Here is a 21993-nt window from a genome sequence, read left to right as displayed (position 1 = left end):
TTAAACGGACGAATATCGTTGATTACAATACGAAAAAATCAAATAATTGTTCTTTAATGAGTTTTTTCTTAAAATTGATAACCAAGCTGAAGCATACCACCCATAGCAATATCATCTCTTCCATTTCCAGCGGTGATAGTAAAACCGATATTAGCGCCAGAATTACCTAGGCCTCGAAAAAAGTAATGGTAGCCTAAGCCAGCCCCGTAAATAGCTTTGTGATCAAAGTTAGCATATTTCCTTCCTACAATACCTACATAAAAGCTTGCCCCATGCTTAGAAGTTTGAAAGTCAAAGATATCTGTTGTGATCCAACCAGCGCCTACACCGCAAGTTTCGCCATAAATAGAAGAATAACTAACACAACCCGCAGAAATATACTTTAAATCTGTTTTAGACTGCATTCCTACATTAATACCAAGGCCACTATATAAAGTGCCTGCACCTAAACCAAAAGTAAAACTGTCATTTGCAAAGGTTTGAGAGGATATAACCAGTGTTAAAGGTAATAAAAATAATTTAGTGAATTTTTTCAAAAGTGCTCCTTACTTTTTGAAAAATTTAAATATAACGGCATTTAAGCGTTTAATTACGGTTGATAACAATGCCTGATATACGATCAACAACCAACTGTTTTTTGTCATTTTTAGTGATTTGCTATATTTCACTGCTCATACTAGACCTAACTAATGGCCACGTTAAAGTACCTAAAATCGTATGACAACTAGAATATTAACAAAAGCAGCTGTAAGTATAAGTGAATTAAAAGCTAAACCAATCAAGGCTCCTTTAAGCGCAGATGGCGAAGCGATTGCTATTTTAAATAGAAATGGACCTATATTTTACTGTATACCAGCAAATACATATGAATTTATGATGGACCATATGGAAGATCTTGAGCTTTTAGCAATTGCTGAACAGCGTAAAAATGAAGCTAGCATAAAGGTTAACTTAAATAAGTTATGAGTTATGAGTTAGCATTTAAAAAATCGGCACTAATACCAATCTCACTAACTATGTGATCATTCCTACTTGCTAAAATCACCAACTACATCGTTATTTATTTAATAATTAGAACAACTAGTTATTGAAATAAATGCCTTGTATTTGGCAATTTTTTCTACGTATAAAATTGTTCACTTAATTAATGAAACTGGTATAAAATAATGGAAAAATTAGGAGCTAACACTCAAGCCCAATTTAAGAAGAAGCTAGTTGATATAATATAAAATCCGCACATAGAAAGTTAAAAATTGTCTGGTGGTAATGAACTTTACAAAATTAGTTGACCACTACAATCAGGCAAGGTGGATACAGTTTAGTTTAGAAAAATAGCTTATTACCGAAAACATAAATCTAAAGACCACATAAACTCTGTAGTTAAAAATTAACCTCAAGAGCCTTGGAACAGACTCTTGACTGTACAAGATTCAACGCCACTTAATAAAAAAGTAACGTTATTTTTTCTTACTTATCTTTTCTTGCCTAGTTTTTCTTATATCGCTATTTTAAATAACGGTTTAGTAGCTAGCTATTTACTAACTGTTTACTAATTAACTACAGACCAGGTAACTATTTCCCTGTTAAAACAGCTTCATAAACTAATGAGATGATGCTGCCGTATTTCCCTGTTTCAAATGCTTTTCCTTTAAAGGTGTAATGCGTTTCATCACCTTCTACTAAACTGTGTCTAGCGTTAGTGAGTAATACAATAGCTAAATCATGTTCAGGGTCAATAACTGTTACTGTGCCTGTCCAACCGGTATGCCCGTATGCTGATGGACTAGCATAAGGCCCGAAATGCCATTTTAATGCACCATTGTTATTTCGACGCCAACCTAAACCGTAACTACCATCGGTGTCTGCGGGTTTGATAAATTGGTCTAATACGCTCTGGTCAAAAACCTGCGTACTTCCATAGCCTCCTCTATTTAAAAGTGTTTGCATTAATACGGCTATATCTGACGTTGTTGAAAAAACGCCTGCGTGCCCTGCTACACCAGAAAAAGAATGAAAAGCTTTTTCATCATGCACTTCACCTTGTAAAACATAACGACGAACATTATCAAAATCTACGCGACCACCGCGTGTTGTACCATGAATTTCAGTTGCCGCTATTTGTTTTTTATTTTTACCTTTAGTTAAAGGATTAAATAACGTGTTATGTAAATCAAGTGGCTGATAAATATCAAATTCACAATATTGATCTAGGCTTTTCCCTGTTATACGTTCAATTAACATTCCCAGTAACATAAAGTCAGTATCACTGTAAATATGCTTAGTATTCCTACCCATTGAAAATGGTACTTTAGTTAAAATAAGCTGCTTAGTTTTATCACTGTTTTGAGAATAAAAAGCTTTACCAAGTTTATTATTTTCATCAAAAAAACGTACTTGAGGGCCATAGCCTGCACTATGAGTGAGTAAATCTTTAACGCGTCGTGTTTCTCTACCTGAGCCGCTGTAATCTGGTAAATAATATGACAGTGATTTATTGGTATCTAAACGCCCTTCACTCACTAACTTCATTAAAGCAAAGTTAGTTGCAAACATTTTAGTATTTGAGGCGATGTCAAAAATGGTATTTGTTGTCATTGGTAAAGGTGAAGATAATAACTCTCCTCCATCACCATACTTTTGTGCATAACCATAAGCTGTGTTTTTGATTACTTTACCATCTTTAATAACCATTAATGCTGCACCGGGGAAGCCATGTTCGATATCCGCATTAATTTGTTTATCTACATTGATAAAGCGTTTGTCTTGTTTTTTACTATTAAATTCAAGCTCTGGAAATGGAATGATAATATTTAACGACGCATCTTCAGGGAAAATATTATCAACTTTTAACGTGTTAACACCATTGACAGTACGGCGCTTCAAGCTATATTGATATCGTTCGCCTATTTCCATGCGTTCTCTAATATTGATTTTTTGACCATTAATATAGATATCTGCAGATAACGCATCGTTATTATCAATGATAATATCACCTGATCCACGATAGCTTTTGAATGTAGTACGGTCATTGACCAACGCTCGGGTGCTTCGTTCCATTTCAGGAAAACGTTGATCAACTTGGCCACGTTTTTGTGTTAATAATACTTCAGGGGTAGCAGTTAGCTCGCTCTTGTATCGTTTTAATAAAGCCGTGGCTTTTTCAGGAAAATATTTTTCTAATAAGGCGAATATAGTAGCCACTGTTTTTGAGTCAGGTTGACCTGTTACTTTCCAGGGCACAAAGTGCATTTGAAATGCTGATAGGGTATCTAGTGTTTGAGCGTCTAATTCACCTGTTTCTACCACACCGTAACCATAACTTTTCAGTGCCGCTTGAATAAGGCCAGTATTTGCTTTTTCTTGTTCGAATATTTGCCAGAACTTATCCACTGTGTCGGTTTCATACCAAGCACCAATACCCGCTTGATAAAGTTGTTGCCATGGAAATCTTGGACCAGGATCGTTTTTTCGTGTTGGGGTAATATCTGAATGACCAACAATTTGTGTAGGTAATATATCTGGGTTACGTTTAAGTATATCTTGTGAGAGTTTTATAATTAATTCGACTTGTTTCGGGTCGAAATCGGGGAATACACAGAGTTTACTCTCGCTATTTTCTCGTATATAGGTTGTCGTTTCATCGGCAACTTGTGCTAACTTTCGGCATTGCGGTACATTAACAATTTCAATTCCAATAGATTGATCATTTAATTCGGTACGCCCTTGCCAATAACTTTTACCAGCATGCCAAGCACGTTGTGATTCAGGCACTAATTGGTAAATATTTAATTCATTTTCAGTATAGGTTTCATCATTTGTTTGTGGGATAAGGTAATGTGAGCTTACATGACCTTTTTCTACTAGTGCTTGCACTGATTTTTCGTAATCAATGGCAGTATAGTGCATAACTAAAAACTTTATTCGTTCACTATAATTATGTGATGGCAGCGATTTTATTGGTAATGATGAGCAGCTAGTCAATAACAAGACACACGCAAATAGCTGTCCAACTAAAGAACACTTGGTGTTTTTACTATTAAAAGAAAAAAGTCTGTTATTCATAATACTTGCCTATTCACTGCTAAAATTTCTATTTTTTGTAAAATCATAAAGTAACAATCAAAAAGTAATAAGAAAAATCCCCATCTAATGACGGGGATTTCAATAATAACGCTAGTTAAAAACGTTAAAGATTCACCATTCGATTTTCAATTAAAAGCTAATTTTAGCTGATAATTGTAGACTGCGAGGGTTAATTAAACTACGTGCTTCACCAAACGTGGTACTTGATGCATACGGGTCATAGTCATAACCTGTTTGATTGTCAAATACGTTAAATAATTCAGCTGAAAATTCAACTATATAGTTATCATAGACAGTAAAGTTTTGAGTATAAGTTAAATCCACTTGCCAATGGCTCGATTCACGACGACTACCAGCTGTTTCAGCATAACGAATTGTATCACTGCTGTAACCGTATACTGAACCATCCCACTTCTCCCAAACATCACCTGATTGGTAAACAAAATAGGCACCAATATTCGCTTCCCAATCGGTAGTGTAATAACCGTAGGCTTTAAATACGTGTGGCTTATCACCATTTAATGTTCCGTATTTACCATCCCATACTTGACGACCTGCGCCATCAGCAAGATTTGATGAGCCAATGAATAAGTTAGCATCGCTATCTGCACTCGTGTTATCTTGATCATAGTTACCATAATAATGACTCCACACATAAGAGGCATTAAAGTAAGTTCTATCACCAAAATATTCAGCTTCTAAGCTCACTTCCCAGTACTTAGTGAAAGCATCATCAAGTTCAGCAACAACATATGATGAACCACCTACTTCGGCGCGCATTGCGTCTAAGTTTTCAATATAAAGACCTTTCTCTGCAATGTGATCAGGTACGCCGCCAAATGGACTTTCATATTTACCTAAAAGGCGATCTGTGTTTGCTGTATCTTCCCAGAAATGATCACCTTTACGATGACGAATATGACCACGTACATATAGGTTATTAGACATTGACTTAGTTGCACCAATGGTGAATTCATCAATACTACGAGGTGTCATACCTTCTTGGAAAAATTTACCCGAAGAACCTGCTCTTTCTGTTGATTCAATGAAATCACCATTTTCGTCAAAATCAACATTCAAGGTTGCACGGGTATTTCTTGCCCACGAAGCAGCACGCGCTAAAGATGAAGCTTCGGGGTTATATTTCGCGTAATTGACAAATACAGACGCATCTTCTTGATAATTCCAAGTCGCACCTAAACGCGGCTGAATCATATCTTTAAAGTCAACAGTATACATTTCATATTTTTCACCTGGTGCAAGTTCATAACCAGATACATTTGATGAATTTTTCTTAAGACCTTGACCATATAAAACATCTTTACTAATTAATACACCAACTTCAAAGATAAAATCACGGTATTCTATTGAATCATTAATTTCAAAGTTAAAGCTCTCACTTGACGATACAATTTCAGGAACTACTGAACCTGATCCATCTGCCAAACTCATTTGTTGTGTAAGCGCACGATAATAAATTGGCGTACCATCAGTTGATAACTCTTCACCGCCAAAGTAACTCATGCTACCCCAACCGTTAGAGGCGCGACTTAATTTCTCGGTACCTTCTGACCATTTAAAGCCAGCATGAATAGTATGGTATGTGGCGCCAAACTCTAATTCATGCTCAATTGATATTTCAAAAATATCTCGGTAATAATTTAATTCATCAATTGTTGAGCCTGAACCAATAGAGCCGCCACCAGTTAAGACACCAGCATCATCAGTATAACCATATTGGTCAATTAATGCCTGAGCACCGGCACTGTCAAAGTCTTCGTTGTCAGCTTGAAGGTTTGGTACAGTAAACAAACCAAGACCATCTAAATTATTTAAATCTAACGGAGCACCTTTTATTGGATTAACATTTGTTAATAAATTATCTGGAGAACTACCACTTTCAAGAGAGAACTCACTGTATTGAAAGTTCAAGGTTGTCATATCATTAATAAGATATGAACCTTCAAACGTTAAAATATCTTGATTGGCAACTGAGCCCATTGAAGTACTATCTGCATCAAATGCCTCTATTGACTCACCTTGATTTTCTTTTTCTGAAGTACGGTAACTAAAGTTTAGTAATAAATCATCTATTGGTGCATAGGTTAATTTACCAAAGTATTCTTTACGTTCACTGCTGTAGTCTTTTGTTTCGCCATAAGCAGTTTCTTTATTTACGCGTTCTTCTTCTGGTTGATAAAATGAACCATAAAAAAACAATTCATCTTCAATAATAGGACCACTTACAGTCCCGATTAACCAAGTTTTGTCGGTATCATACGATGTACCATCGATATCATCTTTATCAGCAACAAAGTTTTTATCTTGAATTTTGTACTCTAGGCTACCATGAAATTCATTGGTACCTGATTTAGAAATAGTATCAATTGAAAAGCCACCTGAACGGTTAAAACCGATAGCTTTAGCACCACCACGGTCAACAGATACACTTTGCACATCATGAGTAGACGGTTCTGAGGCTAGTGTACCAAACATAGGTAACGATACATCAACGCCATCAAAACCATATTTATTATCACGGCCTGAACCACCTGCTGATGGACCTAAAACTGTATTCTCAGAGTATTGTACCCCTGGAATAAGTTTCATTAAGTCACGGTAGTTCGTACCAATTGGCACGCTTTCAACAACATCAGCACCAATAGAGTTAGTTAATGAAGAATTACCTTCACGCACAATTGAAGAACCCGTAACGGTAATAACTTCAATATTTCTCTCAACAGGTTCAAGCAATAAATTTACTTTTGTTGACTGGTCTAGGAATACTTCAACACTCATTCTACGTGTTGTTCCGTCAGCAGAAACAAACGTAAGTTCGTAATTACCAGGAATTAACGCCGGTAAGTTGTAGCTACCATCAGCGTTTGTGATTGCCGTACGAGGCTTCGGCATATTTTCACTTGAAGCGGTTACCGTAATGCCACCAACTGCGAGGCCTGAACTTTCTGTAGTTACATTCCCTTTTATGCTAGCAGACTGTGCGAATGTGGATACACCCAGCCCCATTGCAATGACAAGTGCTATTTTTTTTAATTTCATGTTTAACTTCTCCAACTTAATTATTATAAGAATTAAATACGTGTTGTGCTTACATTTAAATTTAGTATTTCGTTTTAAAATCCGTCACCTTTTTAAATGTAGAATTTTTATTCAGTGTGATTAACTTATCACAACAGTAATAAAAGTAAATATTTTATTACTGTATTTCAAAAATAAACAAATATATTATTATTAATATTCCTAAATGGTATTTCTTAATTCTAATAACTTATATTTTAGTTATTTTCAGCCTTATATAATTTTTTACTAGTAATTAGGACTTATTAATTAAATAATAATATAAGTTTGAAAATAATTTATTACCGTAGGTAACAATGTCAGCACTTCTTAAAATAAAAGCTATTCAGAAATCTCTTTCAGTAAGTGAATTAAAACTTGCTAACTTTGTATTAAAGTCATCGAATGCAATACGAGATTTATCATCACAAGAGTTAGCTAATGTAATTGGAATAAGTCAATCTAGTGTGGTTAAATTCACCCAAAAGCTAGGTTATAAAGGCTATCCTGCTTTTAAAATGGCAGTTATTGATGCGTTAAATAGTAAAACGAGTGGTGCGCCAACCCTACACGGTGAAATTACCTTAGATTCTACGTTAACTCAAATTGCCGATATATTACTAAACAGTAAAATGGCTGTACTTTCTGAAACTAAATCGCTTAACGAACAAAGTGCTTTTGAAGAAGCGGTAAAGTTAATTACTTCTGCCAAGCGTATTTTAATTTGTGGCTTAGGCGGCTCAGCTTTAGTCGGTAAAGATTTTTCATATAAATTACAAAAACTAGGTTTATCTGCCTACGCAGAGCCTGATGGTCACGCACAATTAGCTTATGTATCAACGTTTAAAAAAAATGATCTAGTGTTTGCCATTAGTGAATCAGGCCAAACAAGAGAAATTAAAGCCGTTACCAGCCAAGCAAAAGCGAATAAAAGCTCAGTGATATCATTAACTAAGTATGGTTCTACGCCTGTTTCAGATAATGCAGATGTAAAACTGTATTCGATTGCCGAACAAGAATCGGTACGTTTATCGTCAATTATTGCCAGAACATCACAAGAGTTTATTATTGATATCTTGTTTATCGCGTTAACACAAGCTTCTAGCCAAGGCAGAAAGCTGTTAGAAAAAAGTAACCGTGTGGTTAAAGATTTCCAACAAGCTTATGATTAATTAAGGCAAAACTACCTAAAGTAAAACTAACGAATAGTAACCTAACTAAGATAAAACTAATTAGGGTAAATTAAATATTTAGCACGTAATTTTTTATAGTTTGATAACCCTTGTTGCCAGCTAGCTTCTATTTTTTGAAGACTACTCCCTGCTTGAATACTCTTTCTTAACTTATCAGTGCCTGCCAGCTTATCCATAAATTCAGGGTATTTGAAGAACACTTCACCGTGTTTTGCGAACACTTGATACCACTGGATAAATGGTTGTAAATCTAGCCCATTCATCGTTGAGTTTCTTAAATCTTGCCCTGTTAGCAACTTATCCATCAATTTAGGATTAAGCGCGCTGCCAGGCATTGAAATAGGAGTAAAGTTAAAATCACCAATAGAGTATTGATTATGACCAATCACTTGAAATGGGAACTCAGTTCCTCGTCCAATACTCACCACCGTTGATTCAAAAAAAGTAAGCGACGGATATAGCTGAATAGATTGATCATTCGTCAAGTTAGGGCTCGGTTTTATTGGCAAAGAATAAACACTACTTCGCGTGTAGTTTTTTACTGGAATCACATGTAAATCAAGTTCATTTTTACTTGTTAACCACCCTTGCCCACTGATCATTTTTGCTAACTCACCTAATGTCATACCGTGTAAAACAGGTATTGGGTGCATACCAACAAATGACGAAAAATCTGCTTCTAATATTGGCCCGTTCACAAACTTTATATTAGGGTTAGGTCGATCGAAAACAATAAAAATTTTCCCTGCATCAGCCGCGGCTTCCATCATATAGTGCATGGAGCTAAGAAAAGTATAAAAACGGACACCAACATCTTGAATATCAAAAATAATAACATCGAGCTGCTCGATAATATCTTGAGAAGGTTTTTTGTTTTTTCCATAAATAGAAATAACAGGAAGTTGAGTAAGTGGGTCTATATTATCTTTAACCACAGCACCAGCATCATGATTGCCTCTAAAGCCATGCTCAGGGGCAAAGATATATCTAATATCAACATCATGACTAATTAAAAAATCAACAAGATGTTTACCTTCAACGCTAGACGTTTGATTAACCACCAATCCCACTTTTTTACCCTGTAATAAAGGTAAATACTCAGCAGGCTGTTCAGCGCCTACAATGATAGATTTAGCATGCCCAGTGAAACTAACAATACTTATAACAACAAAGCAAAGGCTATACAAAAACAAGTTAAGTGCTTTCATTTTATACATTTATTTTAATTGGTTGATCAATAGAATCATTAACCGCTGCTCTTAAGAAACCATGCTTGCTTTCTAGTAGCACAGCAGCTTCTTCTATTGGTAAATCAGTTAACACTAATAAAATAGCAAGCTTCACATTATTACTCGTCTTTGCTAAAGCAGTCGATGCAGTATGCATATCACAAGCACTTGCTTGCATAACAATACGTACAGCTCTCGCCTTTAACTTTTCGTTGCTTGCATGAACATCAACCATCAAGTTTTCATAACTTTTACCGGTTTTGACCATACTTGCCGTAGTAAGCATATTCAAAATCAATTTTTGTGCTGTGCCTGACTTAAGACGTGTAGAGCCGGTTAATGCTTCTGGGCCAACTTCGGCACAAATAGCAATATCAGCTTCTGCTAATAACTCAGAGCCTGAATTACAAGAAACACCAACAGCAACAGCACCAACTTCTTTAGCATATTTTAAAGCCGAAATTGTATAAGGCGTTCTTCCACTAGCGGCGATACCAACAACAACATCATCTTTACATAAATTACAGGCTTTCAACTCTGTTATCGCTAGAACGGGATCATCTTCAGCCCCTTCCACCGCTTTATACATAGCACTTTCGCCACCAGCTATTAATGCAATAATTTGATGTTCAGAAACACTAAACGTTGGTGGGCATTCAACAGCATCAAGCACACCTAAGCGACCACTTGTTCCGGCGCCAACATAAATAAGTCTTCCTCCTTTGCGAAAGGCAGAGACAATTTTTTCTACTGCTAACGTTATTTCAGGAATAGCTCGATGAACAACGTGAGCAACCTTTTGATCTTCTTTATTTAACGCAACTAACAAGCTTTTAGTATCGAGTAAGTCCAAATCCATCGTATCTGGATTACGCCCTTCAGACGACATTAGTTGTAGATCATCAATCAATTGAGGTTGTTGAAGGTTTACTTTAATTTCCATGTGTTACACACCTTGTAATTTGAATCTGTGTTAGTTTTTTAGCCAATAAACAGGCGCCATCTAAAGCATTACCTTTTGCTTCAACTAACAAATTTATTATTCTTGGGTTTAAAAAAGGCAATGTTGGTATTGATAAACCACCGAGTAAAACAACTGGCAAGTTAGTATTTGATCGTGCTTTATTAATCAAACTTTCGACATACCCAACATGTTCCATTAAAATATTTCTAGCTGTTCGACATTTTTTATGATATTCAAAAATCAAAGGCGTTAGACTTGCAAAGTCAGACGGTTTGGCTGAGGTCGACCAAGCTAAAACATTATTTTGATCACCGCCCAACTTACTTACAATTGCTTGGGCTAATATGCTTTCTACATGACTTAAGTCTTCTATCTCTGATAATACCGCCCTAATAGCTAGCACGCCCATTTTGGCGCCACTCCCTTCATCGCCAACATTAAAGCCCCAGCCTCCAATTTGAATCTCTTTTCCATCAGCGTTTAACACTGCACCTACCGAACCAGTGCCTAGCGAAACAACCACAACGGGGTTACCTTCATTAGCACCATATAAAGAAGTTTTTGCATCCGTATAAACGTTGACATCTTTAAAGTCAGCGACGATTGATTGCTTAAATTTAGCTGATTTTTCTTTATTGCCCGCGCCCGCTAAGCCAAAAACAGCGCTAATTTCACCGCGGCTACAATTAGCTTGCGCACATAATTCGGTAACTAACGCATTACAATGTTGTAAGGCTGAATCAAAATCATTGGTTAATGATGCTGCTCCGCCTGTTGCTAGCCATTGCTGTCCGGTATATAAATTTTCAAGCCTTGCAATGGTTTTCGTTCCACCGCCATCAACGCCTAAAGTAAATTCACTTTTATTTATCATATCATTCATTGTTAGGTATCCAGACAAGGCGTTAAGTTTTTATCATCGACCTTATTATTACGTCCTAGCATACAGACTACTAATGAAATAAATGAGCCTATACATAATTGCCACGTAAAACCTAAATCAAATAACCACGCTTGAGGAAGGAAAATAGACATAACGTAAGGTTGGAAAAATAGTGTGACAATAAAGCCAATCATCAATGCCCAAAAAACAGAACGTTCATTACCTCTTTGCGTAAATAACGCAGTGAAATATACACCTAACAAGCCACTATAAGAAAAAACCATAACGCTTAGTGCGAATTTTAGTAATGGCATATCTGTATATCGTTGCCAATAAAAGCAAAGTATTGCCATTAAACAAAGCGCACCCGCAACAACAATCATGCCTACTTGCCCTGCTTTTACATAGTGTGATTCAGGTAAAGACATTGTTTGTTTTTCTTTAAATGGTCGATATAAATCATTCACTATTACCGAAGACATTGAGTTGAGCCCTGAGTTCAATGTAGATAAAGCAGCAGCAATAATACCAATAGTCACTAGTCCACGCACTCCTGAAGGAATTTCATTCAGGACGTAATACATAAATATTGTGATTTTTTCACCTTGGAAACTTTGAATAAGCTCACTAGACGCCGACATTTGCATAATATCTGGACGTTGATACAGAATAAACAGTAATAATCCTATAACAATAAATAACAACATCACAGGAATAACTAATAGAACAGAAAGTAGCATAGCTTTGTTTGCTTCTTTCGCATTCTTACAGGTTAAAATACGTTGAGTCATATCTTGATCTAAGCCAAAAGCAGCAAAATTTAATAGCATAAAACCGGTAATTGCTGACCAAAAATTAAATACGCCTGCTGATGAAAAATCCCAATCAAATTTGAATAGTGCCAATTTAGAAGGTGCATTAGGTGCTGGATGCTGCAAAGCTTCTACTATTTGAGAAAAACTGGCAGGTATTGCAGTGTAAATAAAATAGATAACAAAGACTGCTGCACTAACATATACAGCACACTGAATAACGTCACTATAAATTACCGTTCTAATACCACTAAATACAGTATAGAGTAGACCAACTAACGTTAGAATAATCGTTGCTATAATCACATTTTCAGCGTCGATATTACCAAAAAGAATCATCGCTACCGCTAAAGCAGCCATATAAAGCCTTGCGCCACTAGCAAAAATCCGACCAAACAAATACATAATACCGGCCTGCTTTTTGGCAGAGCTACCCATACGTTTTTCTAACAATTCATAAACAGTAAAAACTTTCTGTTGATAAAATTTAGGTACTAAAAATACAGTCACTAAAATAGCAGCGATAATAGCGCCAATATTTGTTGCTAAGTAAGATAAGTCACCTTGATACCCTTGGTCTGGTCCACCTAAGAAGGTAGCTGCAGACTGAGAGGTTGCTAAAATAGAAATAGCGACCATCCATGTTGGAATAGTATTCCCTCCAAGAAAAAAATCTTGAGTGTTATTTGATTTTTTGCGGTTAAAGTAAATACCAGAGCCTAGTAACATAGCTCCATACAAACCAAAGACTAGCCAGTCCAAACCTGAATATAATGTGCTCATATGCTTCTCAAAACTTCACTTCGCTAATACCTAGGAATAAATTATTCAAATATTACCATAAATACATAATTAAATATAACAAAAATCTATAATTTACTATAACAAAAACCTGATCTGAATATTAATTCGAGGCTTAAAGTTCAATCAAACCATTAATAACATCTATTCCTAAACCAGGTAATTCATTTAATTGAATTATAGACTTGTTAAAAGAAACGCCACCAGAGACAGGATCAAATTGACCTAATGCAGGACCATCCAAATCAATTTTAGTGATAACATCTGATTTTGCTACGGCTAAATGTGCTGCAGCAGAAACACCAATACTGCCTTCAAGCATACAACCAATCATACATTCTACTTGATAAATTTTTGCAATATCAGCAATTTTAATGGCGTTAGAAATGCCACCTGTTTTCATTAATTTAATATTAATAATATCGACCGAGTGACTTGTAATAAGCTCAATCACTTGTTTAGGAGAGAATGCACTTTCGTCAGCCATTATTGGGGTATGAACGCGATCTGAGATATATTTCAATCCAGCAATATCATCAGCACGAACCGGTTGTTCAATTAGCTCTAATTGAATCCCCATACTTTCGAAGTAATTGGCCGCGTAAACCGTTTGTTTAGCGCTCCACCCTTGGTTAACATCTAATCTTATCTGTACGTCATTACCTATAGCACTATGAATGGCTTTAACCCGTTCAATATCTTCTTTGATATCAGTACCAATTTTAATTTTTAGTATATCAAAGTTATCTTCAATCGCTTTAAGTGAATCACTTACCATTTTATCGATTGTATCGACACTAATGGTTATGTCAGTTTTTAACGTGTTATTACCTCCCCCTAATAATTTATAGAGAGGTGCGTTATGAAATTTACCCCAAAGGTCATAGATAGCGAGCTCTAATGCTGCTTTAGCACTGCTGTTATTTACCAGTGAAGATTGAATAACATGAATAATACTGTTTAAGTTTTCAATCTCCATCCCACGTAATTTAGGCAGTAAAACACTTGTGATTGCTGCCATTATACTACCGTGAGTATCACCTGTAATAACCGGCGTTGCAGGAGCAGATCCATAACCTACTTGCCCAGCATCTGTTTCCACAATAACAACTAAATCTTCAATATTTTCAACTGTTCTCATAGAGGTTTTAAAAGGCGTTATCAATGGCACAATTAACTTGGCGAAACGGATATTTGTAATTTTCATTTTGCTACCTTATAACTTGAGGTAAATCATGTACCTCTATTGCTTTGCGTTTGTTTTAGTTTTAGTTTTAGTTTTAGTTTTAGTTTTAGTTTTAGTTTTAGTTAAGTCTGATCTTTTTGATGTTATAAATTGTATCAATATAACTTTTCGTTTCTGACAAATGTAGCGGTAACAATGGCGTTACGGAAACACCATTAAGCGTACCTTTATAATACTTTTTGTCTTCGTTGTAATATGCGAGGCCTTTTACATCATGAATAATATAAGGTTCGCCATTGTCGTCACCCAAATACATAACAACATGGCCTGGAATATAAATTAAATCACCAATTTCTAATTGGCTAATAGCATTCAATTTTTCTTGGTTGCTAGATTCCGCAGTAAAATCAATATTTTTGCCATAACTGGCATTCCCTTGTTGGCCTGAATTTCGTGGCATTAACAAACCAAATGTTTTATAAATTTCGCCAACAAAACCGGTGCAGTCACGGCCATTATAGTCATGACCCCAACCATAGCGTTCGCCTAAAAATTTAAAGCCTTGCTTGATAATATTTTGTTTTGTAAACGGTAAATAACCAATATGGGTGTCTTTACTTTTAGCAATCATTGCCGGTAAAAAATCTAACATGCCTTTACTCGTTCTGACCGGTAATTGCACAATATAAGAAGCAAATGGATTTTGACCATATAAATGAGCAATGTAGTCTTGCTTACTTATTAAAGGTAATTTAACTCCCATATCCAATTGAATCTCAGATACTTGTACTTTATTAGGCACAAAAGTAGTAAAAACTTTATCTCCGGTGATCATTAAAAAGTTAGTATTACGTACAAAGTCATGAACGATTTCTTTGCCACCTAACGCAACATCTTCTTTTAGCACCCAAGCAAGGTAGTTATATGACTGTACTAGATACCACTTTTGATCTTTACTTTCATGTAACACGGCAATAGCTTCACCTGGAAACACGGCTGTTTCTTGAAACCTATCAAGGTCGGTATCCATACCACGATTAAATACTCTGTCGGTTGTCGGAAAAGTACGCAAAGAGGTACGTTTAACAACGAGCCCCCATCTAACATTATTTTGCTCAAGTACCGCAGGTATATTTACATTATCTCTATAAGCGTTAAATTCTTTATCAGCTAACTTATGACCATCATAATAAAACCTATCGCTACTTGGCACAGCGCTAATAGTATTAATATGGTGAGTTAATTGTGCTTTCGTTAACACCTTTGGCATTGCTAATGGATCAACAACGTGCGAATTACTCTGCATCACTTGCTGGTTAAATTGACTAACGCCCTTTTTATCTATTAACACGATGTTATCATTCACTCGCTTTTTTTCGTGTAAATCAACCCAATAAGCACTGTTTAACTGTGCTTCTTTTACATTAATAACATCTGACTTTCCTTCTATATAAGGAGATGCCGCAAGAGAATAAACATTCATTTGTATAAATAATACGAATGAAACAATAATTTTAATTTTCATGTAAAGTCCTTAAAACAGAATTACGCTAAAGTTAGACGATTAAAAAAAGCCTATATCGTAATAGGTAAATGCCCGGTAGCGTTTATTTGCCCACTAATTATTTGTGTTAAGCCATTAAATACAGCACCTGTATATTCATTTGACCCTGTTATTTGATAAGCATTGCCATCAAAGCAAGCTAATACCCAATCAGCGGTATTGGTAAATTGCTCTAATTGATAAGGCGCTTTAAGTGAAATATAAATCGTCGCTAATTGCTTTTGTTTGGCATAGGCTAAAACATCTAACGCCTTATCCGCGTTACTTTTGTCATTCAATTTTTTAACTGTTGTCGCTAGAGCTAAATCGCCAGCTTGCCCTAGTTCAACAGCCGTCTTTTGACTATCATTTGCCACAATAACAAGCTCACTATTATCTAGCTGCTCAAGCATTGCGGTAGAATTACTCTCATCTAAACTTGAGGTAGTAATTGCCCAAGATGCTCCGCCAATATTTAACGCGTATTGATTAAGTGCTAACGCCATTGCCTCTGATTGTGATTTTTTAGGAAACACAAGATGAATGTTGTTAATCGTTGACATGCGTTTAACTAATGCTGGATTAGGTTTTATTTCAACAATTGAGTGCTGCACAAGTGCTTGTTCTAACGCTCTATGCTTTTCTATGCCAAGCGTTCTTTTAGCTTGTGTCGTTAATTCACTAACATCTGTACTAACAGTGGTAATTACCGCAGGTGCTAATTTTTGCTTTAAGGCAGTAATTCTTTCAACAGAGCTGTCAATATCATCAAGTGATAACTCTTCTGATAATACTTTATCAACTAATAGTTCAATAAATGCTTTAAAACGGGGTATATCTGAAGGTTGTCTAATACTCATTGGCATCATGGCAATATCAGAGCCGGCATTAAAAGTGTGAATTACCGCCTCTTCTTCAGAAAAGAACTCTGCAATCCCCGCCATATCTAACGCATCAGTAATAATTATGCCATCAAAGCCCATTTCATCTCGTAATAACGACGTTAATATTTTTTTGGACAACGTGGCGGGCTTTATCATTGATTCGCCAAATTTATTTACCACCAAACTATCATCAAGCGCTGGATATTGAATATGCGCGGTCATGATCATTTCAACATTGCTACGATCAATAGCTTGTTGAAATGGGAGTAAGTCAACCGATTTAACAACGTCATAAGGGTGCTCGACTCGCGGTAAACCAGTATGACTATCGGTATTTGTATCACCATGACCAGGAAAGTGTTTTAACGTGCCAATAACACCTTTAGACTGCAACCCTTCAAGCATCGCAATACCTAGCTCAGCAACAATCTCTGGTTTTTCACCAAAAGATCGTACATTGATAACGGGGTTATTTGGATTAATATTTACGTCAACATCTGGAGCATGGTTAACATTAACGCCCAAAGTAGCTAATTCGGCACCAATAACTTCGCCAACTTTTCTTGCGTAATAATCACCATGGTTCTCATAGGTGGCACCAATTGCCATATTACCGGTAAATGAAGTAGCCATAGTGCGAGGTAAACGAACAACTCGTCCACCTTCTTGATCAATTGAAATAAGTAATGACTCTTCGCTTGCTGATGCTAACGCTGCTTTTTGCAAATCTTGAGTTAAATGAATAGTTTGCTCAATACCGGTAAAGTTTTCAGCAAATAAAATGACCGAACCTAATGATGTATCGGTAATTAAATCAGCTAAGTCCTTAGATAATGTTGTTACCGGTGTTACACATTGGTTATCATCTGTAAAAACAACATGCTCTGTTAGCTCTGGACAATAATAGCGAATATCTAGCATTAATTTTTGCGCTATTTTTTGTGCTATTTCTGTACGACCGTCTTGATGTTTCCCCAATAAAGAGAACGCTATAACTATCATTACAGCAAAGCTCAATATAATTTTTATACTAATACGACTCAACATACTTCCTCTTATTCTAATTAATGTTGTTCTATGGTTAAAATATTTGTAATGCCTAATGGCTTATTTTGAAATACGTGTAAAATTTAGATCTATGTAGTCAAAACTTGCATCCACATCATCTGAGTATCTATCCATTTTTAGCCCTACAACATTATTGTTTCCGTCAATAATAAATTGTGCAAATGCGTCTGCTTCTAAGCTTCTATCGTCATACCAAACAATAAATTCGTTACTTTCATTTTCAATCAATTGCCCGTGCATGCGAGTTGATTTCAATGATTCAAAATACAGTTGTTTATTTTTCATGGAAATTTTTACCTGACCAAACCAAGGATCTTGATAAAGACCTAAATAAGAGGTTAAGGGTAAATCAACGCTTTTCCTAACAGGCATAACATTTAGGTTTACTTCAGCATTTTTCGCTTGAATTCGGCTTTGTCGCTCTTGCTGCCTTTGCAATTGAATTGCTAACCAATCTTTTTGTGCTACATCCATAAATGATTGCACAATACTGCTCATGATCGTACTTCTGGCATAAGATGAGTTTTGGTTTATCAAGACAACAACGCCTAAATCAAGCTCAGGTATCATAGTAATATAGGATAGGTTTCCTGACAGGCTACCAGTATGAGATACACGCTTATAACCATGCATATCGGCTAAGCGCCAGCCTAAACCGTAAGACTTGAAGTTGGTGTTATTGTATTTTTTCTCGTTATCAGAAACAGACAAAATAGTATGAGGTTGCCACATTGTTTTACTTTGTTGTTCACTAAATATTTTAACGCCTGCTGGTGACGTGCCTTGGTTTAACTGTGTTTCAACCCAAGTAAGTAAATCATTAACACTACACTTAATGCCCCCTGCAGCAGCCATAACACTATCTTTATGATACGTTTGATTCCGTTTAATAATGGTAGGTTTATTGTTGATTAAGCCATGTGGCTGAGCAATGTTCGTCATTTGTTTAGCCGGTACTGCACCCGCAAAACAACGGTTCATCTGAAGAGGCATAAAAATATTTTTTTCTACAAAGTTCTCCCAAGACATGCTAGTAACATTAGCGACAACTTCTCCAGCAACAATATAAAGCAAATTATCATAAGCATATTCACTACGAAAACCTGATGCTGGCTTGAGGAACTTTAAGTTGTTAATAATCTCACCACGGCTAAAACCTGCCGGCTCAGGCCACAGCATCAAATCGCCGGCAAAGCGAGCTAAACCACTGCGATGTGTTAACAAATCAGCTACGGTAAACTCTTTTGTTACCCAATCATCATATAAAGCAAAGTTAGGAATAATATCAACAACTTTACTCTCCCAAGTTATTTTTCCCTGATCAACTAATATAGCTAACGCTGCAGCAGTAAACGCTTTCGTTGTTGATGCTATTTTAAAGAGCGTTTTTGAGTCAATTGCTAGCGTTTTATTAATATCTTGTCGTCCATAACCTTTATTTAATAATACTTTGCCATCCTTTATTACTCCTACTGCCGCACCTGGTACATTAAAAGTCGTTAATACGTCATTAACCAAGGTATCAACGTCTTCAGAATTAAAGGCTTTTTTTTGTGCAGATACTGGGTGGCTAACCAATACACAAATAGAAATGAATATAATTAAATAATTTTTCATCGTTAAAAACGTCTCGAGTTAATTAATAAAACAGAATGTTGTCTAAAAAAGTGATTCTCTAAAAAGCTGTTTTCTAAAAAAGCAATGCTTCACATGAAGCATTGCTGATAATAAACATCATAAATAGTGTATTTATAAAAAGGCTATGCCATAAAGCGCATAAAGAATAATGGTTAACGCCCCGCCAAATAACGCATACGGTAATTGCGTTTTAACGTGCTCTAATAATTCACAACCTGATGCAATAGCAGAAACAGCGGTCGTATCGGAAATAGGTGAACAATGATCCCCAAAAACACCGCCGCCTAAAATAGCCGCAATGATGAAAGAAGGTGGTAAGCCCATTGTTTGAATAAGTGGAACGCCGATTGGGATCAATATGGCAAAAGTTCCCCAAGATGTTCCAGTAGAAAAAGCAATGACAGCGCCGGCAATAAACAACATAGGTGCAATCATAAATAGTGGTAAAGTGTCACCAATAATTTGCGCAACATAAATACCTGTACCTAATACTTTTAGACTAGCGCCTAATGTTAACGATAATAAAACAATGGTTACTAATGGTAATAGCTCACTCATACCATCAAAACCAATTTTCACCAGTTGATGATGCGTAAACTTCTTAGTAGATAACATCATAAAGTAAGCCACTAGACAGGCACTAACTGTCGCATATAACACTGATTTTGAACCGCTGCCATTAGCTAAGGTGCCGTCACCCGTCAAAAACATAAACATGATCATACCCAAAACCATAGTGAGTAAAGGGATAAACATAAACCTTGCTTTTGTTGGCTTGAACTCAGGTACTGGTGCAGCATGGTTTTCTGATTCGTTTTCAACTTGGCTTTCTACCATTGATTTTGAACGAGCTAATGGACCATGTAAATTGCCCGTGTAAGCGGTATACCAAACCATCATCAAAGCAATAATAGGGTAGAAGTTAAGCGCAATAGTTCCCCACATAATTTCTGCCGCACTTTGCTCAAACTCATAGTTACTTAACAAACCTAAAACAAAAGCACCCCAACCATTAAGAAGTACTAAAATACAGATAGGTGCTGCGCTACTGTCAATAATATAAGCGAGTGTTGCTCGACTCATTTTATAACGGTCAAACAAACCTCTAGAAACAATACCAGCAGTTAATACCGAAAGATTACTTTCAATGAAAATTGCCATGCCGGTGAAATTTGCCATAAATGCAGCTTGTCGCCTATTTTTCCCTAAACCTTTAGAAATAACATATTCAACCATTGCGGTTACGCCGCCAGAGTGGCGCATAAACGCAAGTACAGCCCCTATGATTAAACTAAAAAGAAGAATTCGCGTATTTCCTGCCGAGCCAAATACAGAGACAATACGCTCACAAGCGCCAACAACACCATGAAATAGCATTGTTGAGCCTGTTTTAGCGAGTAATACTTCAGAAGTAATAATCGCTAATAGTAAAGCGAGTATTACTTCTTTCTTCCACAAGACCACTAAAACAGCAACTAACGGCGGTAACAATGAGTACCATTCCATATTTAACCCTTTATATAAATATAACTAATAAGACATACTGACAAATAAGAATAGATTATTCAAGCTTTAACAGTAACTGGTAATTTTTTATTAATAACAACAGTTGTTATTCGTTGTCAAAAATTTCTTGGTAAGCATACACGCCTTGGCTTCCACCTGTATGTAGAAAAAGAATATTATCTTTATCGCTAAAAACACCTTTTCGACATAAATCAATCATGCCAGACATGCCTTTACCCGTATAAACAGGATCTAATATTAAACCTTCATGTTGTGCACAAAGTCTAACAGCCTCAATCATTTCATCTGTTGGAATACCATAACCTTGACCATAATAATCTCCATTAGCAAACACTCGACCTTTTGCTAGGCTAGGATCTAAACCAATTAAGGTTAAGGTTTTTTCTAATAATTCCGTTACTATCTGAATTTGTTCATCTGCTGGGCGACTAACACATATACCGAGTACTGGAATATCAACGCCAGCTAAGATTAACCCTGCTAAAAGCCCTGTTTGTGTACCAGCACTGCCTGTCGCAAGTACAATATGATCAAGCGCGATGTCTTGATCTTTAATTTGGTCAATAACTTCTTGAGCACACTGAATGTAACCTAAGCTACCTATTTCATTTGAGCCCCCCATTGGAATCAAATAAGGCTGTTTACCATTGTTTTGTAAACTTACCATCAGCTCATTTGCATAATCAGTGCAATTATCTTCTGCTGATATACGATGAATAGTCGCACCCAATAAATTATTGAGTAAAACATTGCCGTTTTGGTAATAGTCAGATTTTGGCGTACCTGATACATCTTCTAATACTAATTCACACTTTAAGCCAAACTTTGCAGCGGCAGCAGCTGTTTGACGCGCATGATTTGATTGAATTCCGCCAACAGTGACTAAGGTATCAGCATTAGCGGCCAAAGCTGCAGCAACCAAATACTCTAACTTGCGCGTTTTATTACCGCCGCCAGCCAAGCCCGTACAATCATCACGTTTTACAAAGAGATTGTGGTTTAATATTTTCGATAATTGTGGCATTGCTTCTAATGGTGTTGGACTATGAGAGATGCTGACACGAGGGATAGTGTTAAATTGTGGCATTGTTCGAAAACCTTAAA

The 21993-nt window shown here is 36.2% G+C and carries 15 protein-coding genes; 2 read left to right on the top strand and 13 right to left on the bottom strand.

Annotated elements, in window-relative coordinates:
- Positions 1-68: 68 nt before the first annotated feature.
- Complete coding sequence (locus GQS55_RS05685; protein WP_159818778.1) at positions 69-536, bottom strand: hypothetical protein; 468 nt, start codon at positions 534-536, stop codon at positions 69-71.
- Positions 537-717: 181 nt separating this feature from the next.
- Here GQS55_RS05685 and GQS55_RS05680 point away from each other — a divergent pair, with 181 nt between their 5' ends.
- Positions 718-966, top strand: coding sequence for a type II toxin-antitoxin system Phd/YefM family antitoxin (locus tag GQS55_RS05680; RefSeq protein WP_159818776.1), 249 nt, complete (start codon positions 718-720; stop codon positions 964-966).
- A 606-nt stretch (positions 967-1572) separates the two neighbouring features.
- On the opposite strand, the gene pbp4b is transcribed toward GQS55_RS05680, so the two are convergent.
- Both pbp4b and GQS55_RS05670 read right to left on the bottom strand, forming a co-directional pair.
- Entirely contained in the window at positions 1573-4062 is a 2490-nt protein-coding gene (pbp4b, locus tag GQS55_RS05675; protein WP_159818774.1) for a penicillin binding protein PBP4B, read from the bottom strand.
- Positions 4063-4212: 150 nt separating this feature from the next.
- Positions 4213-7143, bottom strand: coding sequence for a TonB-dependent receptor (locus GQS55_RS05670; protein ID WP_159818772.1), 2931 nt, complete (start codon positions 7141-7143; stop codon positions 4213-4215).
- Positions 7144-7478: 335 nt separating this feature from the next.
- On the opposite strand from GQS55_RS05670, the gene GQS55_RS05665 reads away from it, so the two are divergent.
- Entirely contained in the window at positions 7479-8333 is an 855-nt protein-coding gene (locus tag GQS55_RS05665; protein WP_159818770.1) for a MurR/RpiR family transcriptional regulator, read from the top strand.
- 56 nt (positions 8334-8389) lie between these two features.
- On the opposite strand, the gene GQS55_RS05660 is transcribed toward GQS55_RS05665, so the two are convergent.
- From GQS55_RS05660 to GQS55_RS05615, 10 genes are all read right to left on the bottom strand, one after another.
- Positions 8390-9571 carry an exo-beta-N-acetylmuramidase NamZ family protein gene (locus tag GQS55_RS05660; protein WP_159818768.1) on the bottom strand — a complete coding sequence of 394 codons (1182 nt, stop codon included), beginning with the start codon at positions 9569-9571 and terminating at the stop codon, positions 8390-8392.
- Complete coding sequence (gene murQ, locus GQS55_RS05655; RefSeq protein ID WP_159818766.1) at positions 9564-10526, bottom strand: N-acetylmuramic acid 6-phosphate etherase; 963 nt, start codon at positions 10524-10526, stop codon at positions 9564-9566. The genes GQS55_RS05660 and murQ overlap by 8 nt, the downstream gene beginning before the upstream one ends.
- A complete protein-coding gene (locus tag GQS55_RS05650; protein WP_159818764.1) occupies positions 10516-11430 on the bottom strand; it encodes a BadF/BadG/BcrA/BcrD ATPase family protein in 915 nt (304 codons plus the stop codon). The genes murQ and GQS55_RS05650 overlap by 11 nt, the downstream gene beginning before the upstream one ends.
- Positions 11431-11432: 2 nt before the next feature.
- Complete coding sequence (locus GQS55_RS05645) at positions 11433-13025, bottom strand: sodium:solute symporter (protein WP_159818762.1); 1593 nt, start codon at positions 13023-13025, stop codon at positions 11433-11435.
- A gap of 133 nt (positions 13026-13158) precedes the next feature.
- A complete protein-coding gene (locus GQS55_RS05640; protein WP_159818760.1) occupies positions 13159-14250 on the bottom strand; it encodes a dipeptide epimerase in 1092 nt (363 codons plus the stop codon).
- A gap of 97 nt (positions 14251-14347) precedes the next feature.
- Positions 14348-15754 carry a C40 family peptidase gene (locus tag GQS55_RS05635; RefSeq protein WP_159818758.1) on the bottom strand — a complete coding sequence of 469 codons (1407 nt, stop codon included), beginning with the start codon at positions 15752-15754 and terminating at the stop codon, positions 14348-14350.
- A 50-nt stretch (positions 15755-15804) separates the two neighbouring features.
- A complete protein-coding gene (locus GQS55_RS05630) occupies positions 15805-17703 on the bottom strand; it encodes a glycoside hydrolase family 3 protein (protein ID WP_159818756.1) in 1899 nt (632 codons plus the stop codon).
- A gap of 60 nt (positions 17704-17763) precedes the next feature.
- On the bottom strand, positions 17764-19341 hold the full coding sequence (locus GQS55_RS05625; protein WP_159818754.1) for a serine hydrolase: 1578 nt from the start codon (positions 19339-19341) through the stop codon (positions 17764-17766).
- A 132-nt stretch (positions 19342-19473) separates the two neighbouring features.
- Positions 19474-20868, bottom strand: coding sequence for a Na+/H+ antiporter NhaC family protein (locus tag GQS55_RS05620; RefSeq protein WP_159818752.1), 1395 nt, complete (start codon positions 20866-20868; stop codon positions 19474-19476).
- 106 nt (positions 20869-20974) lie between these two features.
- Complete coding sequence (locus GQS55_RS05615; RefSeq protein ID WP_159818750.1) at positions 20975-21976, bottom strand: D-cysteine desulfhydrase; 1002 nt, start codon at positions 21974-21976, stop codon at positions 20975-20977.
- Positions 21977-21993 lie beyond the last annotated feature (17 nt).

It is taken from the genome of Colwellia sp. 20A7, assembly GCF_009832865.1.
Taxonomy (GTDB): domain Bacteria; phylum Pseudomonadota; class Gammaproteobacteria; order Enterobacterales; family Alteromonadaceae; genus Colwellia.
The sequence above is the reverse complement of the archived record's forward strand: the minus strand, read 5'-3'. Positions and strand labels throughout refer to the sequence as shown.

Bases quoted from the DNA above. Each gene is read 5' to 3' on its own strand.
- pbp4b (WP_159818774.1), bottom strand. From the start codon at position 4,062: ATGAATAACAGACTTTTTTCTTTTAATAGTAAAAACACCAAGTGTTCT.
- GQS55_RS05670 (WP_159818772.1), bottom strand. From the start codon at position 7,143: ATGAAATTAAAAAAAATAGCACTTGTCATTGCAATGGGGCTGGGTGTA.
- GQS55_RS05615 (WP_159818750.1), bottom strand. From the start codon at position 21,976: ATGCCACAATTTAACACTATCCCTCGTGTCAGCATCTCTCATAGTCCA.
- murQ (WP_159818766.1), bottom strand. From the start codon at position 10,526: ATGGAAATTAAAGTAAACCTTCAACAACCTCAATTGATTGATGATCTA.
- GQS55_RS05640 (WP_159818760.1), bottom strand. From the start codon at position 14,250: ATGAAAATTACAAATATCCGTTTCGCCAAGTTAATTGTGCCATTGATA.
- GQS55_RS05620 (WP_159818752.1), bottom strand. From the start codon at position 20,868: ATGGAATGGTACTCATTGTTACCGCCGTTAGTTGCTGTTTTAGTGGTC.
- GQS55_RS05645 (WP_159818762.1), bottom strand. From the start codon at position 13,025: ATGAGCACATTATATTCAGGTTTGGACTGGCTAGTCTTTGGTTTGTAT.
- GQS55_RS05650 (WP_159818764.1), bottom strand. From the start codon at position 11,430: ATGAATGATATGATAAATAAAAGTGAATTTACTTTAGGCGTTGATGGC.
- GQS55_RS05625 (WP_159818754.1), bottom strand. From the start codon at position 19,341: ATGAAAAATTATTTAATTATATTCATTTCTATTTGTGTATTGGTTAGC.
- GQS55_RS05630 (WP_159818756.1), bottom strand. From the start codon at position 17,703: ATGTTGAGTCGTATTAGTATAAAAATTATATTGAGCTTTGCTGTAATG.
- GQS55_RS05635 (WP_159818758.1), bottom strand. From the start codon at position 15,754: ATGAAAATTAAAATTATTGTTTCATTCGTATTATTTATACAAATGAAT.
- GQS55_RS05665 (WP_159818770.1), top strand. From the start codon at position 7,479: ATGTCAGCACTTCTTAAAATAAAAGCTATTCAGAAATCTCTTTCAGTA.
- GQS55_RS05680 (WP_159818776.1), top strand. From the start codon at position 718: ATGACAACTAGAATATTAACAAAAGCAGCTGTAAGTATAAGTGAATTA.
- GQS55_RS05660 (WP_159818768.1), bottom strand. From the start codon at position 9,571: ATGTATAAAATGAAAGCACTTAACTTGTTTTTGTATAGCCTTTGCTTT.